We start from the raw sequence: 17071 nt of genomic DNA, 5'->3' as shown, positions 1-17071 counted from the left end.
ATACGTATCAATTGAAACGTTTCAATACAGATATTATAAGACTAAATGTATACGATTTCAATATTAATAGACTATTTTCTAAAATCCTTTTTGGCGATTGTTCTATTGGACATGCAGCAACTGGATTAAGCGACTTGAAATATCCTTAGAAAGCCTGCAGATAAAGCTATCAATCACTTTCTCCTTAACTTTTCCCCCTGATGACTAACAATTTCGTGCAAAAAAACTAAAGCAGCAGTTGTAATCCAGCTGCTGCTTATTATCTTATTTATAACAAATAGCTTTATTTAAACTCATTGGGGTGACGTTGCTTTAGTTCTTCTACTGCATACTCACGGCCTGTCCTCTCCAAATGTTGAATATATCTTGGTAAATTCCCTTTGGCGTGGAATGGGCCACCTTCTCGCATCCCTGTCCATAAAGGGTCTACATCTGATGAACTGGTATGCATCATTTCCTCATGCCATTCGTTCAGTCGGTACACGGCTTCTTTGCATATATGTGGATTTTCCTTTGCCACATTTTGAACTTCATGAGGGTCATCCTTAATATTAAAAAGCATTTCCTTATCAAATAAATGATAACCGTCATGGTAGGTCCGAATATATAGCCAATCATCAAACCTGACGCTGCGCTGGCAAACATGTGCACATTGTGAAACTACTAAATAATCACGACCTGAGCCTGTTTCACCTTTTAAAGCTGGAGCATAACTTTGTCCATCCCACCCCGGTGCTGGTGCCCGATTGAAAATTTCGGCCAGGGTCGGATTTAAATCTAAATGATAATGCAGTTCATCATCCACATGACCTGGTTTCGTTACTCCCGGCCAGCGAATAATCATAGGAATGTTACAAGTCGCGTGGTCTGCTGTACCATGTTCACCGTATATCCCTAACTCCCCCATATTCTCGCCATGATCGCCGGTAATGATAATTATCGTTTCTTCCATGATCCCCAAATCCTCTAAAGACTTAAATACTTTCCCTAGGTTCTCGTCCATCCAGCGTACGCCACAGTCATAACCATCTATCATCTGTCGCAATCCAGCCATGTCCTTTATTTCACCTGGAGATCTTGGAAAGTCAGGGTTTTGTTTATTATCATACATATTGATCTCACTGGCACTATGAGGACCGACTTTCTTTTTATGTTCTTCAAGTACTTCTTCTGTGATCCATTCAGGAAGCGGATCGTTCTCGAACGGATTTCCAAATTCCTCCGGAGCACGATATGGGGTATGGGGATCCCAATAATTCACATAGAGAAACCAATTATCCTCTTGAGCATTATGTTCGAGCCATTTCAGAACTTCCGGTGTCACCTCTTCTGCTGACTCTATCCCAGCTTTACCTGTATTATGCATTTCCCGAAATCCCGCGTAAAAATTCCATGTACCGTGCCTCTGTGCAAATGGGCTAATTAATACAGGCTTCAAACCAGCTTGATCTAAAAACGATGGAAGGCTCTCCAATGCAAGTCGATCAGAAAAATCCCTCTTTGGTCCATCATGACGTACATCGCCTGCTGTTCCTCCATGGCCTACCAGCCCATTGTGTATACCAAGCTGCCCTGACATAAGTGCGGATCTAGAAGGTGCACAGGGTGCGTCAGATGTATAATAGTTTGTGAACCTTACCCCCTCCTCACAAATACGATCGATATTAGGTGAAGTGTCACGATGATAGCCGTAGCATCCCAAGTGATCTGGTCTTGTTGAATCTAAATCTAACAAAAGAACTCTCATCTTTATTTCCTCCTTTGATCATTCAATCTATAAATTTGATTATTTTTTGGTTCAAGGTATTCCTTTAGAAGGATGATGGATGAAAAGAATCCTTCTATTAAACGTCTGATTCTGTTTCGAATTTTCCCGGACGGTATCGGCGTTCCAATCTGTCAGCCGCAGCATTTCGATCTTGGTTACGTAGCTTTTCTAAATAGGAATCAAGATTCAAATCGTCTCTTGTGTGGAAAGGTCCGCCTTCATGAATGACATTCCACATCGGGTCTACTGGGGAATCAGACGTCACCATTTGTTCTGCCACCCATTCATCTAATAGTCGCAGGCCTTTTGCAACAATTTCTGGTTTCTGATCAACTAAATTATTTGTTTCGTGCGGGTCATTTTCGATATCAAATAACATTAATTCTGGAAATTCCTTCAATCCGTCATGATACGTACGTATGAACATCCATTTATCGAAACGTACCCCACGTTGGCAGCTCCAGGCACATTGACTAACGACGAGATACGGACGCCCTGCCGTTTTTCCTTCTGTGAGAGCAGGCAAAAAGCTGACCCCATCCCATCTAGCCCGCTGTACACCGCCAACTAACTCCGTCAAGGTAGGTCCAAGATCGATCTGGTAGTGGAAGTCTTCATCGACATGGCCCTGTTTAATTCCAGGACCTGCAACAATACAAGGGATGCGGCTTGTGATATGGTCTGCCGTCTGGTGGTCCCCGTAAACATTCAATTCTCCTTGGTTCTCCCCATGATCTGAAGAAATAATGATAATTGTCTCATTTAATATGCCTTCTTCTTCAAGGGTCTGAAGGATTTTTCCGACATGATCGTCGACATGTCGAATAGCGGTATCATATCCGTCGATCCACTTCTTAAAATCTTTTCTGCATGTAATTTCTTCTGGTATTCCCGGCCACTGTCTGACAGTCGGCAAATCTCTTGCACTATAAGGACCATAGCTTTCACGATGCTGAGCGATCATCTCTTCCGTCAGCCATTCGGGAGCAGGGTCATTTTCAAAAGGATTTCCAAATTCCTCCGGTGTTCGATATGGTGTATGCGGATCCCAGAAATTCAGATAAAGGAACCAGTCTTCCTTTTCACTTCCTCTTTCTTTAATCCAGCGTAAAGCTTCTTTAGAAACATCTCCTGCTGTTTCTCCTGCGTGCTTTCCTGTGTCATGAGCTTCTAGAAAGCCTTGTAGCATATGCCATGCGGAATGACGCCCCGGAAAAGGACTGATAATGGCTGTGTGATGTTTTTTGAATCTGAGAACATCGACCCAAGATTGATATTCGGTATGGTGATAATTAAACGGGCGATCCTTTCCGATTGGGCGCATATCAGCCTGTAAACCGCCATGATTTACAACTCCTGTATGGATTCCATATCGAGAACTGAATAAGGCAGTACGAGACGGTGCACATGGTGCATCAGAGGCATAATAATTGGTAAAGTGGGCACCTCTTTCTGCAATGCTATCTATATTCGGTGATGTATTTCGTTCATAGCCATAGCACCCTAAGTGGTCGGGACGCAATGCATCTATATCGATATAAAGAATTTTCATATTCTTTTCATCCTCTTTTATTTTTTTAATTATTTCATCCAAAACATATAGTTTTCTCAGCCGTCATCTTTAATGATAACGGCTACAATAATGGTCACTTAATTGATTTCTAAAGTAGAAATGATTGGATAGTGATCGGATGGATAAACATTATCTACCGTGCTTCTGTCCACATCTGTTTGTAACACCTTTATTTCAGGGCTCGCGAAAATGTAGTCAATTGGTTCTCCTTCCGTTCCTCCATTAAAGCCATGAAATGTCCTGCCTATAGGCTCATTCAATACTATAAACGCATCTTGTAGATTCACTGTTTCATCCATGATAGCTGCTTCCCCCCGCAAGAAACGGACTACAGGATTGGAAGGTTCACTGTTAAAATCTCCTGTCAAAATTATGGGGATCTTTTTCTTATCATAATGATTTAAAAGCCTTTTCCAGATTAAGTGAATACCATTTTCTCGGGCTTCTTGACTAATATGGTCGAGATGTGTGTTATAGACAATAAACTCAGTACCATCATTCTTGAACCGGAAATGTCCCCATGTACAGATTCTTGGGAAATCACTTTCCCAGCTGATACTGTTTGGAGTATCTGGTTGTTCAGACAACCAAAATTGACCCTTTTCAACTACATCCAGTTTTTTATCATGATAAAAAATAGCACAAAATTCATCAGCCATACCGCCGCGCCTCCCGTTTCCGATCCATTGGTAATCCGGCAAGTCTTCTTCGATATCTTTAATCATCCGGAGCAATCCTTCTTGTGTACCGATAATAGCAGGCTGGTGATTGTTAATGAGTTGAGTAACTTTTTTTTCTCGATTCTCCCAGGCATTGCTTCCATCCTGAGGGATATCTACCCTTAGATTGAACGTCATCACTTTATGGACCATCTTTCCATCACCTTTTTATAAAAAAATAGATTCACTCACATAAGATGTTTCACAAAAACATGCCTTCATACACTTTTCTCTAACTTAATAAGCCGTTCAGTGAAAAAAGACATTCCACGTTTAAAAGCTGCCATCCCATACAACATAGAACTCCAATCAATCAAGGTTACCTTGGTTGGATAGCATCGTTTCTGTTGTTCAAGATGCCACCATGAATATCTGTGCAATCCATATTGATAGGATGCACGGAATTTTTTTTCGTCTTCTTGATCATTAGGGTTCGTATATACATCATAAGGGATATGGAGGCGATATAACGCGTACAAATCATAAATCCCGGCAGGGTAAACAGGCAAAAAGCCAGCTACAATATAGGCAGATGCTATATCCCCTGGGGAATTATTGATTTTATCCGCATGGTATCCTCCATGAAATCCATCATTCGGGCCAGCTCCATATCCCCATACATACGACGGGACATCATATAGCTCTTTCCATTTTGAACGATCCGCCATACAGGCATTAGCGAAAAAATCTCTGTAAATTGGACTTTCAGCATACTCAGGCACAAGGAAAAATGGAAATTGATGGACAAATGAAGACAAAAAGTTTTCCTCTGCTCGATCAGTAAGAACCGGAATATCACGGTAATTAACTTTTGGCAATTCGTCGATTTTATCTTCAGCAAAATTCTTATACCACAAATCTTGGATATCCTCATTTTCCGGCTGCCCCAGTAAAGCAAGATAAGCAACTAGCACATATTCATTATAGGCAGGTAATGGAAGTGTCCCCTGACCATCTTTGACGACCATGTTTATAACACCTTTTTCTATATCTGCCACAACGACACTCCAGTCAATCCCTTTTAACAAGTCATTCGCCATTTCTGCAATTTGAGGTTCCGTTTCTTTGAAGTGCCGACCTGCGAACAGTGCTCCTGCCACTACAAGTGAAGTATCGATTGTCGAGATTTCCGATTTCAAGTTTTCTCCTGTTTCCATGTCAACAAAATGGGCGAAAAACCCTGTGTCTTTATCGCGAGCAGGGCTGCATCCATCTACTTCTCCCTTAAGAGCTTGAAGTGTTACGATTGCTTTCTTTTTTGCATCGTCGTCCCATCCTTCCATATCGGCTACTGCAAGACCAATCAGACCTACTCCTGTTGCTGCGATAGAGCATCTCCGATCCGGATTATTTCCTAATGTCATATAAGCATCTGCGTAAAGTCCTGTTTGCGGATGACGCGAATCATCGAGTAATCGATACGAATCTTGATACTGACGATCAAAAAATGCTTTCACATTATCAGGCAATTTTTCATAAAAATCTGTAACATTACTCATGAATAAAAACAACCCTTCCTATGATTGATGATAATTGACACTTTATTCAACGACCTTGTCTTCATCAGACATTCTTAGCCAATCCCTTTGGTTTTTTCATTCCTCTTCCATCCATACATTTAGTGGAAGTTACTGATCATTAATTGGAGATGAATCTTTATTTAACTTACAAGTTCTGATTATCGTTCAATTTATCATAAATTTTATTGAATTTTTCATGCCGGCTTTCCAGTCTATCCGCTGCTTCGTTTCTTCCTTGATTTCTCAACTTCTTTATATATTTTCCTAAGTTTCTCCTTGTATGGAATGGACCGCCTTCTTGGATGACATTCCACATTGGATCCGATGGATAATCTGATGTTGACATTTGTTCAGCCACCCATTTGTCAAGGAGTTGTAAACCCTTTGCAACCACTTCCGGACTTTCTTCTACTAAGTTTGTTGTTTCATGAGGGTCATTTTCTATGTCAAATAACATTAAGTCAGGGAAATCTTTCAACCCATCATGGTAGGTTCTAATTAACATCCAATTATCAAAACGAACTCCTCGCTGACAACTCCATGCTGCTTGACTGACAACGAGATAAGGACGACCGGCCAATTCACCCTTGGTCACGGCAGGTAAAAAACTTATGCCATCCCATTTTTCACGAGGAGTCCCTCCTGCCATTTCAGTTAATGTCGGCCCAAGATCAATCTGGTAGTGAAAATCCTCATCGATATGCCCTTGACGAACTTCCGGTCCAGCCATAATGAGCGGTATCCTGCTAGTAATATGATCCGCGGTTTGGTGATCACCGTAAACGTTAAGCTCACCTTGATTTTCACCATGATCGGCTGAGATAATAATCGTAGTCTCTTCTAATATTCCTTCTTCTTCTAATGCTTTAAGAAGCATTCCTACATGATCATCGACATATCGGATTGCCGTATCATAACCGTCAATAAAGCGTTTGAAGTCCTCTCGAGAAGTAATCTCATTTGGAAGATTCGGCCATTGATTACCAGCTGGTACTTCACGCGCACTCATTGGACCATAGCTGTCACGCTGCTTGGCGATGATCTCTTCTGTCAACCATTCTGGTGCAGGATCATTTTTGAAAGGGTTACCATATGAAAGAGGTGTCCGGTAAGGTGTATGCGGATCCCAGAAGTTAAGATATAGGAACCAATCCTCTTTCTCAGTGCCACGGCCTTTAATCCATTTAAGTGCTTCGGATGTTACATCTCCCGCGGTTTCACCAGCATGCTTCCCCGTATCATGCATTTCAAGAAAACCTTCAAGTACATTCCATTTTGCATGACGCCCCGGGAAAGGACTTATCATTGCCGTATAGTGACCACGGAATCTAAGGACATCAACCCATGCTTGATATTCTGTGTGATGATAGTTAAAAGGACGATCAATACCAATTGGACGGGTATCTGCATCCAAACCTCCATGATTTACAGCCCCGGTATGAATACCAAACTTTGAGCTGAACAATGCATTACGGGAAGGGGCACACGGGGCATCTGAAGCGTAATAATTTGTGAATGTTGTACCTCTTTTAGCGAGACGATCAATATTAGGCGATGTATTACGATGATAGCCATGACAGCCTAGGTGGTCGGGGCGCAAGGAGTCGATATCTATGTAGAGGATCTTCATTTTCATCTCCCTTTCTTATTCAAATTAGTAGAATGACAGATTTCTTTATACATTGCTGGAAGGTTTAACAAATAATCATACAATTGAAACGTTTCAATTACATTTTAAAGTGATGTAAGCGTTTTTTCAAGGTTTTTATACTTGCTCGCCTCATTCTCAACGGATATTCTCAGCATCCACCGATCGAAGTTTCCCATAGACAGTTAGCAATAAATCCAATTACTTTATTTTATGTTGGTTTAGAAACCATATATATAGCTCCTCATTTTCATAAGTTTCTGTCCAAGAATCATGACCTACTCCTTTATATACAGTTAATTTTGCGCTTCCACCTTGTTTTTTCAGGGATTGAATGACCTTTTGAGCGGCCTCAATCGGTACAATATCATCCTGGTCACCATGAAATGCCCAAACCGGAAGATCTTTTAATCTCTTTAGTCCAACTGATAATTGATTCACGTTATTTTTTATCTGCAATTCTACTCGTCTGAATTCTGGTATTGAAAGTGCTCCACAGACCGGAGCAATAGCTGCAAAACGTTTTGGATTTGCTATTGCAAGATGCCAGGCACCAATCCCTCCCATACTTAGTCCGGTAAGATAAATCCGAGCAGGATCTATTGGATATTCCCGGACAATTTCATCGAGCAGCGCACTCAATGATTCAAGCTCATTGACCCAATAGGAGTCAGCAGGGCATTGGGGAGAGACTACGATAAAAGGGAATTCTTCCTGATTTTCAACTATTTTTGGGACCCCATGTTTCTTGACTAATTCCATGTTTCCCCCACGTTCCCCAGCACCGTGAAGAAATAAGATTAACGGCCACTTTAGTGAGCCATTCTGTTGAAATGAATCCGGTAAATATAAAAGATAGTTCAACTTATAGTCTTTCACATCAAACCTAAGCTCTTTTTGCATAAAATAATGCTCCTTTCAATAGAAAATGATTATGTTGATAACTAAGTTGATTATGCTTGATAAAATGAAACGATAACTTTAAGGAGAAGGAAATAAAGTACATGACGACTCCTTTTTATCTTAAAGAAGCCGTCATTTAAGTTTATATAAATCGAAGAGTCAAGCGATCATCAATTTTTCCATGTTTCTTGGAAATAACGTAGGTCGTATTTTCTCTTTTCTGTACATGATAGTCATCGCTTGGTGCAATTTCTCGATCAGTCTCTAAAGCGATGACATCCTCAGCTTGGGTTAGACGAAACTCGATCGTATCCTTATTTACATTTGTCACTTCGGCTGTTGAATACACAATTTTCACATCATTTAATGTGACATTGATCGGAATCATCAATCCATCTTTACTTTGGAGCATAATCTTGCGTCCATCTAATAGTTTTGCTTCATTTTCATAAAGGTGTATATCTTTATCGAATCCATCAAGATTCAAAATATGAATGAATCTTTCCCCTTCTTTTGTAGCAGTAGATGTCATAAAAATACCGTGATAGTTACAGTCGTGGCGAAGAGATGCATGTGCACCCAGCTTTTCCAAGGCTTCTTTATATAGATCAATGTCAGTATTATAAGCTGTGGCCATTACGATCGCTTTCCCATTACCTACCTTAGTATCAAACCCACAGACTTCATCGGTCCCATAAATCCGGAAAATCGCCTCAGCGTCTCCAACTTCAAGTGCCTGCGCTTTGTGCGTACGAATCTCAGGGCGTTGTTTTGCCCAACCATCGGCATAAACAGACAGTTTATAATTAAGGTTTGCTGTACGAACTTCTTTTGGTTGAACGCCAAGAGCATCAGCAAGAATCGTACAAGGTTTGGCTTCCATATCATGTGTGGGAACTTCACCATAGAGAAGGATGCCTCCTCCGGCATGTAGGAAATCAACCAATTTTTGCTGAACTTCCCTATGTAAGTAACGGGCTGATGGTACAGCAAGGACAGGTGTTTCTTTAGGATCAACTGGCTTATTTTGAATATCTACTGAACCGAATCGGTATCCTGCAAGTAACATGGCACGTGCCATGTTATCCCATGCACTACCAGCTCGGTTTGCTTCAATGTTTTGGTACATTTTCTTCATATTTTCACTATGAGAATAGCAAGACTCCGTCATGTAGTAATCTGGGATGAACGCAAACGCAACCGAATCACGTTCTTCTTCCATTACTGCAAGCTTATCTGAAACAGCCATAATCGTCTTGATTGAACGTGCCATTCTTGGGAACGTGTAATTTAGTTCACCTTCCGGGCTGATCGGAGCTGCAAATCCGTGTCTTTCTCCTGTATGGGCTATTCGATCATTTCCATCGTTGTATTCATTATCCATCCGATAGTTTCTTCCACCAGTCAATAGATAATAGTTTAGTAGTCGATTTCCTTGAGCAATACACATTCTTGTTTTGAAATCTGCAGCGGAAGGATCTAAACGTCCACTGAAATTATTACCGAAGTTTCCGTCACCGCAATTAAATTCCACTGACGTTAAAGGCTGATCCTGATTGTGAACTGCATCCATAAAACCATTGATCAAGTAGAGATCCTGAAAAGTCGCCATCGATAGATCCCCAAAATATATATCAGACCCAGAAATATAACCAGGTGCTTGTGTATACGACTCATATAGCTGACTGATACCAATAGGAAATCTTAAAGCACGACCTCCTCCTGTCCCATGAATATTTACGACAAATGGAACATCTTTTACACCAGATTCTTCAGAATAAGCTCTTAATGTTGCTACATAACGGGCGAAACGGTTTCTCATATAATAACCAAGATCGAAGTGAAGTTCAGCTGAGTACTCTTCTTTAGGTGAGCGAATGGCTTCTTTTCTTCCTTCAACATCATTGATATCAAATGGGTATCGGGTAGTAAGGGCATCAACGTCATAACGCTCTTTCAACCATTGAGAAAAATCCCTCAGAACATTGTCTGTTAAATCAGGACTATTACTTACCCATGAGAGCATTCCAATCTCATTATCAAGTTGTACAGCTATGATATTTCCACCATTTGTATGCAAACGTGGTACAGAAACAGCCATCACGGCTTCAAACCATTTCTTTGTTTCTTGTAAAAAACCCGGAGCCATATAATCAAGCGTGTGGGCTAAAGTCTTCTTTCCATCCCAAGTCACGGGAACTGTTTCTGGATGCTTTTCAATGACCCAATGAGGAATACCTTCATTTTTCATTTCAGCCATAATAAACGGTCCTGGTCGCAAGAAGAAGTAAAGACCATTTTCTGCACATAAATCAATGAAGCCTATTAAGTCCAGTTCCGGTCGGGTCTTCCCAACCAAATCGATTTCACCCTCAACCGGTTCATGACATAGCCACGGTACGTAAGAGGCAACAGCATTACATCCTGCAGCTTTCAATTTATCAATACGGTCCTGCCATTCATCGCGATCTAGACGAAAATAGTGGATTTCCCCTGCCATGATGATTTTTGGCTCACCATCTATGAGAATTTGCTTGTTTTTGATTTCAATCAATTTTTTTCCCTCCTGCTTACTATATCTTTTGTTCCTTTCATTTGGCTCTTTTCGCAAAAATTGTTGTTTTTCTAGCATAGAATCTGCCAGGGCTCTGTCAACCAGTTTATACTGGATGGTGAGGGGAACTGCTCCGCTTGCAGCTAGCGTTCGGCCGAACCTCCTCTTAGCCGAACGGGGTCTCGGCACGTCCGAAATCCGCAGGAGTCTGCGCAGTTCCCCTCACCTTCTTTAACAGAATTTTCATGACAGAGCTTCAAAGTGTGCAAGAAAACAATGTAACTAGAAAAAAATAATTCTTCTTCCTTAAAAGGAAAATCAATCTCTACTTACCTAAATGAGACTGTTTGCTAAAGTTCTTGTTTTTCTTGTTTTCCATTAAGGATACATGCTCAGAAAGTTGATTGGAGCGGAAGGATGCTCGACTCCTGCGGGAATAGCTGGACAGTACGAAAAGCGGAGGGGCTTTGCCCAGGGGCGACAAGCATAAGACGAGTCTGCTGGAAAGGCGGACTTTGCCTTTTTGGCAGACTTGGCTTATGACCTCGAGCCCCTAAGCCCCGTAGCTGGACAGGTGAGACCCCGGAGGCGCAGCCGAGGAGGTTCAACCGCCAGCCCCGCGGAAAGCGAGCATCCTGGAGCGGAAATCAACTATTACTTTCTCCTCTACAATAGCAACAAACTATACGAAAAGAGCCTTTCATTTAGATGTTCTTAAAACTGTTGAAAGAATTTATTTCCTTTTACCTCATGATTGTTTCTTTTAACTTGTTAATTTTTATCGTTGTAGGCTTGCAAATATTTTTCACTACAATTGTATTCACTTTCGTCGTTTCATTCTCTTCCGATTCCCATTTACCATTTGTATCCATCTTTAGCATACCTGTAGATCCAATAGGTTTCAGTGTTATTTCGATTTGATCTTTTGTTTCATAAAGGCGAGTGACTTCAGCTGTTGTGAAATCGATCGTTAAGCCATCCCTAATTTCATAGTTTCTTACAATCATGACTGAAGATCTCGGAGGTAAATTAATCGCTACTCCATCAAAAAGCGGTTGTCCATGTTCATAAATCACACCTGATTGCCCGACTTCATCATAGTTTCCTACAAATAAGAATGATTCCTTTCCATTCGTGCGTTCAACTAGAGAAAGATCTGCATTTGTTGAGCTTAAGTGTCTTTTTATTCCAAATTGTTCAGCGATTTCTGTGATAACATCTATTTGATAGCTGTAATCATGTCCCATTAATATTCCCAGGATTAAGATTTCTCCCATTCCGATTTGCTTTTTATAGGAAGCTACCTGATTTTCACCTGTACGTGTAAACGTGGCAATCGGTTCACCGTCAAATGTTGTAAAGTGCATTCGTTGTCTTATATTAACCGCATCAATGCCAAGCACATCAATATAATCAGGGGGTCCACCCACGACTTCCCATTCTCCTAATTTCAACTCATCTGCCAGAGTTCGACAAGGTTTTCCTTGCACATCCTCAGTTGGAACCTCCGGATAGATAATGAGCTTACCGCCTTGTTTAACATATTGTGCAAGACGTTTTTGTAGTCCCGCATCCATTTTTTTGGTTGAAAACACCCATAATGAAGGAGCTTCAGCAACAGATAAATCCTTCAATAAATCAATCGCTTCATACTGGATATTCGCAGCCACCAATAATCGAAGAATACCATCAAAAGAAGCTTGCTCCCGTTTCCCAATAACTTCCCCCAGGAGAGCCCGATCACGATCTTCAATCACTTCAGTCATATAGTCATTTGGATTAAATCCAACAAATGTGTGGACTTTTTTAGGTGATTCAATTAATTTCTTGCCGATTGACTGGTATACTTCTCCAAGATGGCGTGCCTTTTCATAGTTTGGACGTAACTCTCCTTTAGAATCAATCGGTGCCTGCCATTCATGTCTTCTGCCAAACAGTCCGATGTTTTCGAAGTTTTCGCCCCCGACAAACATATAATAATTTAATGCATTCATCCCATGGGCCACACAAGTTCTGGTATTCAAGTCCAAATCTTGTGGATAAAGTCTTGGCCGATCTGCCAAACGCCCGGATTGAAATTCTGCTGAGAATATCGGTTGATCTTTTTGGGAAATGGCTCTTGTGTATGTAGTTGCCAATACTAAATCGTGATAATTATCGTATCCAATACGTCCTGGATAAAAATCTCCTGCAATCACAACATCATCAAATTCAGCCGTATCATACAATTGTGACAGACCAATTGGATAATCAACCCCGCGACTATAGATTGAAAAGTCTTTAAAGCCATGTACATTGATGATAAAGGGTACGGTTATCCCGGTTTCTTTTGCAAATCCCCTCAAGTCCCCTGTATAGTCTTTAATATATTTCCTTCTAAATTCACTCCATTCATAATGAAAGGAAGGATATTCTTCAGGTAAACCTTTTTTTAACGTTTTGACAAAATCTGAAAAGGAATCTTCATTTACTTCGTATTTCTTGTTAAAATGTTCGATTGATCCATACTTGGCTGAAAGATACCCTATAAATTTCTCCAAGGTTTCTTGGTTATAATCTGATGTATTGCTTACCCAGTGGAGCATTCCAATTTCATTACATAACTGATACATGATGATTGATCCACCATGACTGACCTGTTCTGGAGCAAGCACCTTATTCACTGCTTCATACCATTTTTTTGTTTTTTTAAGGAAAACCGGATGTCTGTATGATACAACCCGGGTAGGATGATCTTTTCCATCTCGTTTTTTTGCAATTACTTCCGGGTACGTATTAAGCAACCAATCTGGCACACCATGAAATCGAACTTCTGCCATAACATATGGGCCTGGGCGAACGATACAATAGAGTCCAAATTCTTTAGCCAATGCTAAAAATGATACTAAATCACGTTCTCCCCTTGTTTCCCCTGTAAAGTCATAAACTCCTTCTTCAATTTCATGCCAAACCCACGGAACATATGAACTGACTAAATTACATCCGGCTTCTTTTAGTTTCGTAAGACGATCTCTCCATTCATTTTTCGGTACACGATAATAATGTAATTCCCCGCCATATAGAAATTCTTCTTTCCCATCAATGACAAATTTACCTTGTTTCATAGCAACTGACATGATAAGTTTCCTCCCACTTTTTTGTTTTGGTATGTGTCTCTGTTTCACTAAAGGATTCACCTGTGATCATCGAACTGATTTTGAATTCAGCCTGTCTATCATGTCATGTAGATTGTTTAAACTGATTTGTAAACTCTTCAAAGGATCTCCCGGACACTCATCCTGTTCAACTGCGTACCACTCTATTCCATTTTGTTCTCCCCATAATAAAATCGGCTCGAAGGTAATCATGCCTGTGCCTATTTCGGCAAATGATTGCGCATCATCGTCTGCCATATCCTTTAGATGAATAATGGGAAGCCGGCGAGTGTAATTCTTGATGAAGCTTAGTGGATCATATCCGGCTTTTTTAATCCAATAGACATCAATTTCAGCCAGAATATGATTCTCCTCGACAGGATCAAGGATATATTCCAACGCACTCTTTCCATCTATTGTTGTCTCAAATTCAAAATCATGATTATGATAACTGATCCGATATCCATTTTTCCGAAGTTTGCGTGCAATCTCATTTAAGTCGCTTCTAACCGCTCTATAACTTTCTTCATTTCTTAGTCCTTCAGGGATGTACGGGCATACAATGTCTTTCGTTCCAAAGAGATCAGCTTCTTCCACAACTGTCTGCAAGTCCCCTCGCAAACTATCAATACCAGCATGAATCCCTGCCGTTCTTAAGCCTGTTTCTTCTAATACCGATGCAATTTCCTCTTTTGAATATCCAAATAATCCGCTTATTTGTACACCGCTCCATCCCATATCCTTTAAATCTCTTAAGACTCCAGGAAAATCATCCTTCACTTGATCTCGTAATGTAAACAATTGGGCAGCCAGTTTCTGTTTCATGGAAAATACTCCTCCTAATACATGTAGATTCTTATATAAATCCTATTCTAATAAGTCCCTTTAACATCTAGAATCTTAGTAGCGGAAGTTTGTTTGTTAAAGACAGAGTTGTTCATTCTTTCTTTCAAGTTTTCATAAAACAAATCTTCATCAAGAGGCAAGTCTACCCAGGAGTCGGTCCATGAAGACAAGTGCATTGCATTCGAAAGTGTCAATCCCTTTATTCCATCTTCTCCAGGGGCGATTAACGGTTTATCATAAAGAATAGCCTCGATCCAATTGGTGATGATTCCTTTGTGACCGCTTTCAGAACCGTGGACAGGAATCTCACATTTCCAATTTTCCGGCATTCCAAATCCACCTTTCCATTCTTCATTAAATTGTCTTTCGGGAATACGATTTCTCCAAAATGTAATTTTATTGTCTTCAACGACCAGCTTTCCTTTGTCACCATAAATCTCATAGCGATTCGTCTCCGGTGCGATTCCGGTAGAAGAAATAAATAGACCAGTTGCACCGTTTTCATATTCAACATATGCCGTAACATCATCTTCCACTTCAATATTGTAATACTTGCCAAAACTGCAAAATGCCCTTACTCGCTTTGGCATCATATTGGTTGTCCATTGCCACAAATCAAGTTGATGAGGGTCCTGATTTAATAATACCCCTCCACCTTCTCCAGCCCATGTCCCCCTCCAATTTCCGGAATCATGGTAGCTTTGCGAACGATACCAGTCAATTACCCAAATGGTCCGTTTTATCTCACCTAATTCACCAGACATTACTAAATCCCGAACTTTTTGATAGACCGGGTTCGTTCTTTGGTTATACATGATGGAAAACACTTTATCAGTTTTTGCTGCTGCATCATTCATTTCCCTGACTTGTTTCGTATAGACGCCAGCAGGTTTTTCACAAAGGACATGAAGTCCATTTTCAAATGCTTTGATAGCCATTTCAGCATGATCAAAGTGCGGGGTTGCAATAATCACACCATCGACCGAATCAAAAGTCAGTAAATCATCCGGATTGTCAAAAACCTTCACATTCGTCAGATTTTCTTTCGCCCATTTTTTTCTTTCTTCCGATTGATCTGTGACGGCCGTTAGTTCAATACCGTTAATCTGTTCATTTTGTATGATTTTTAGATGACTTGTGCCCATATTTCCAATTCCAATGATCCCTACGCGAACCTTGTTCATTTTTTTCCCCCCATACTTTTTAGCATTTCGTATATCGTTTGTTACTCCTTCCAGCGCGAATCCCAATCTTGCTGGTGACAGCCCCGTTATTCCAGAAAGGCATCTACCAAATTCGATTTCTGTATTGTAACGTTCCAATGAGGAATATAAAAGCAGTCAGCAACCCTTTAATAAATGGATTACTGACTATACTATGCTTCTGTCATAAACATTCTTCAGTATACTGTTGCGATGTTTTCACTATGATTGTAATTTAGGGGTGCGCATGATATACCGAATATTATTCTCCTGTAATACCGGAACGATCAATACCTTCAACAAACCATTTTTGTGTTAGGAAATAAACCACTAGGAGAGGTAAGATTGTCAACATCGTACCCGCCATTCTTATTCCTTCATTAATTGTATCTCCAGTAGCTTCATCTCCGCCAGCAGAATACAATTTTTGATAAGTCGCAACAAACTTATTTAACTCGAGTGGTAAGGTGGTTAACTCATTTCCAAAATATAATGCAGCTAGATAAGTCTCATTCCAGTACCATACAAATGAGAATAAGAATGAAATAATGAACGCCGGAACAGCCATTGGAATGGCAATGACAATAAACACACGTAAAAATCCTGCACCATCCAGCTGAGCTGCTTCCTCCAGTGACTTGGGAATCATTCTGAAAAATTGATAGAATATAAGGATGAATATGGCACTATTCAGTCCTTGTCCTAACATTGCCGGCAATAAAAAGGATTGAATATTCCCCAAGAACCCTAATTCATTAAAGAATACATACCTTGGAATCATCGTTAACTGCGGCGGTATGATAAAAGTTGCTAAAACAAAAACCAATAAAGTCTTCTTAAAAGGAAATTCAAATCTTGCAAATCCATATCCTATTATAGAAGCAACAGCTGTTTGCACGATTGCAGGCAAAGCTGTAACATATAATGTCTCTGCTAATGTCGGCAAAAAACTGAGGACTTGATCGGCTTTTGAAAAATTATCAAAGTATAGTTGTGTTGGAATCCAATTCACCAGTGGGTTTAAAATATCATCTAATGATTTTAAGCTATATGATCCCATATAAAGTAACGGATATAAATATACAAAACCGATTCCAATTAAAAGAATGTATACAAAGCTTTTAAACAATAATCCGTTTTGACCCCGATTACCAATGGTAAAACTCATAAACCCATTACTGATTTTTTTTGCCGTTTCCTTCAT

Annotated in this window: 11 protein-coding genes; all 11 read right to left on the bottom strand. The window is 40.3% G+C overall.

Annotation, left to right across the window (positions count from 1 at the left end; genetic code table 11):
* Window positions 1-283: 283 nt before the first annotated feature.
* The 11 genes from F0342_RS20210 to F0342_RS20160 all read right to left on the bottom strand — a co-directional run bounded on the left by F0342_RS20210 (window position 284) and on the right by F0342_RS20160 (window position 17071).
* Window positions 284-1747: a sulfatase family protein gene (locus tag F0342_RS20210; RefSeq protein WP_149157645.1), complete on the bottom strand. Its 1464-nt coding sequence runs from the start codon at window positions 1745-1747 to the stop codon at window positions 284-286.
* Between the two features lie 97 nt (window positions 1748-1844).
* Window positions 1845-3320, bottom strand: a complete 1476-nt coding sequence (locus tag F0342_RS20205) for a sulfatase family protein (protein WP_149157644.1) — start codon at window positions 3318-3320, stop codon at window positions 1845-1847.
* A gap of 98 nt (window positions 3321-3418) precedes the next feature.
* Window positions 3419-4213 (bottom strand): endonuclease/exonuclease/phosphatase family protein, encoded by a 795-nt coding sequence (locus tag F0342_RS20200; RefSeq protein WP_149157643.1) that lies wholly within the window; start codon window positions 4211-4213, stop codon window positions 3419-3421.
* Between the two features lie 65 nt (window positions 4214-4278).
* Window positions 4279-5559 carry a hypothetical protein gene (locus F0342_RS20195; protein ID WP_149157642.1) on the bottom strand — a complete coding sequence of 427 codons (1281 nt, stop codon included), beginning with the start codon at window positions 5557-5559 and terminating at the stop codon, window positions 4279-4281.
* Between the two features lie 166 nt (window positions 5560-5725).
* Window positions 5726-7210 carry a sulfatase family protein gene (locus F0342_RS20190; RefSeq protein WP_149157641.1) on the bottom strand — a complete coding sequence of 495 codons (1485 nt, stop codon included), beginning with the start codon at window positions 7208-7210 and terminating at the stop codon, window positions 5726-5728.
* Window positions 7211-7429: 219 nt separating this feature from the next.
* Window positions 7430-8131 (bottom strand): carboxylesterase family protein, encoded by a 702-nt coding sequence (locus tag F0342_RS20185; protein WP_149157640.1) that lies wholly within the window; start codon window positions 8129-8131, stop codon window positions 7430-7432.
* 142 nt (window positions 8132-8273) lie between these two features.
* The gene (locus tag F0342_RS20180; protein WP_149157639.1) at window positions 8274-10685 is read right to left on the bottom strand and encodes a beta-galactosidase; all 2412 of its coding nucleotides are present in this window, start codon (window positions 10683-10685) and stop codon (window positions 8274-8276) included.
* A gap of 743 nt (window positions 10686-11428) precedes the next feature.
* A complete protein-coding gene (locus tag F0342_RS20175; protein ID WP_149157638.1) occupies window positions 11429-13801 on the bottom strand; it encodes a beta-galactosidase in 2373 nt (790 codons plus the stop codon).
* 66 nt (window positions 13802-13867) lie between these two features.
* Window positions 13868-14644 carry a sugar phosphate isomerase/epimerase family protein gene (locus tag F0342_RS20170; RefSeq protein ID WP_149157637.1) on the bottom strand — a complete coding sequence of 259 codons (777 nt, stop codon included), beginning with the start codon at window positions 14642-14644 and terminating at the stop codon, window positions 13868-13870.
* A 47-nt stretch (window positions 14645-14691) separates the two neighbouring features.
* Window positions 14692-15849 (bottom strand): Gfo/Idh/MocA family protein, encoded by a 1158-nt coding sequence (locus tag F0342_RS20165; RefSeq protein ID WP_149157636.1) that lies wholly within the window; start codon window positions 15847-15849, stop codon window positions 14692-14694.
* Between the two features lie 280 nt (window positions 15850-16129).
* Window positions 16130-17071: a carbohydrate ABC transporter permease gene (locus F0342_RS20160; protein ID WP_149157635.1), complete on the bottom strand. Its 942-nt coding sequence runs from the start codon at window positions 17069-17071 to the stop codon at window positions 16130-16132.

Source organism: Bacillus sp. CH30_1T, assembly GCF_008364765.1.
In the GTDB taxonomy this organism is placed as follows: Bacteria; Bacillota; Bacilli; order Bacillales; family Bacillaceae_B; genus Rossellomorea.
This window is presented reverse-complemented; position numbering and strand designations above follow the sequence as displayed.

What these genes read in the sequence shown, in the direction of transcription:
- F0342_RS20210 (WP_149157645.1), bottom strand. Translation starts at nt 1,747, where the DNA reads ATGAGAGTTCTTTTGTTAGATTTAGATTCAACAAGACCAGATCACTTG.
- F0342_RS20205 (WP_149157644.1), bottom strand. Translation starts at nt 3,320, where the DNA reads ATGAAAATTCTTTATATCGATATAGATGCATTGCGTCCCGACCACTTA.
- F0342_RS20200 (WP_149157643.1), bottom strand. Translation starts at nt 4,213, where the DNA reads ATGGTCCATAAAGTGATGACGTTCAATCTAAGGGTAGATATCCCTCAG.
- F0342_RS20195 (WP_149157642.1), bottom strand. Translation starts at nt 5,559, where the DNA reads ATGAGTAATGTTACAGATTTTTATGAAAAATTGCCTGATAATGTGAAA.
- F0342_RS20190 (WP_149157641.1), bottom strand. Translation starts at nt 7,210, where the DNA reads ATGAAGATCCTCTACATAGATATCGACTCCTTGCGCCCCGACCACCTA.
- F0342_RS20185 (WP_149157640.1), bottom strand. Translation starts at nt 8,131, where the DNA reads ATGCAAAAAGAGCTTAGGTTTGATGTGAAAGACTATAAGTTGAACTAT.
- F0342_RS20175 (WP_149157638.1), bottom strand. Translation starts at nt 13,801, where the DNA reads ATGTCAGTTGCTATGAAACAAGGTAAATTTGTCATTGATGGGAAAGAA.
- F0342_RS20170 (WP_149157637.1), bottom strand. Translation starts at nt 14,644, where the DNA reads ATGAAACAGAAACTGGCTGCCCAATTGTTTACATTACGAGATCAAGTG.
- F0342_RS20165 (WP_149157636.1), bottom strand. Translation starts at nt 15,849, where the DNA reads ATGAACAAGGTTCGCGTAGGGATCATTGGAATTGGAAATATGGGCACA.
- F0342_RS20160 (WP_149157635.1), bottom strand. Translation starts at nt 17,071, where the DNA reads ATGAAGGAAACGGCAAAAAAAATCAGTAATGGGTTTATGAGTTTTACC.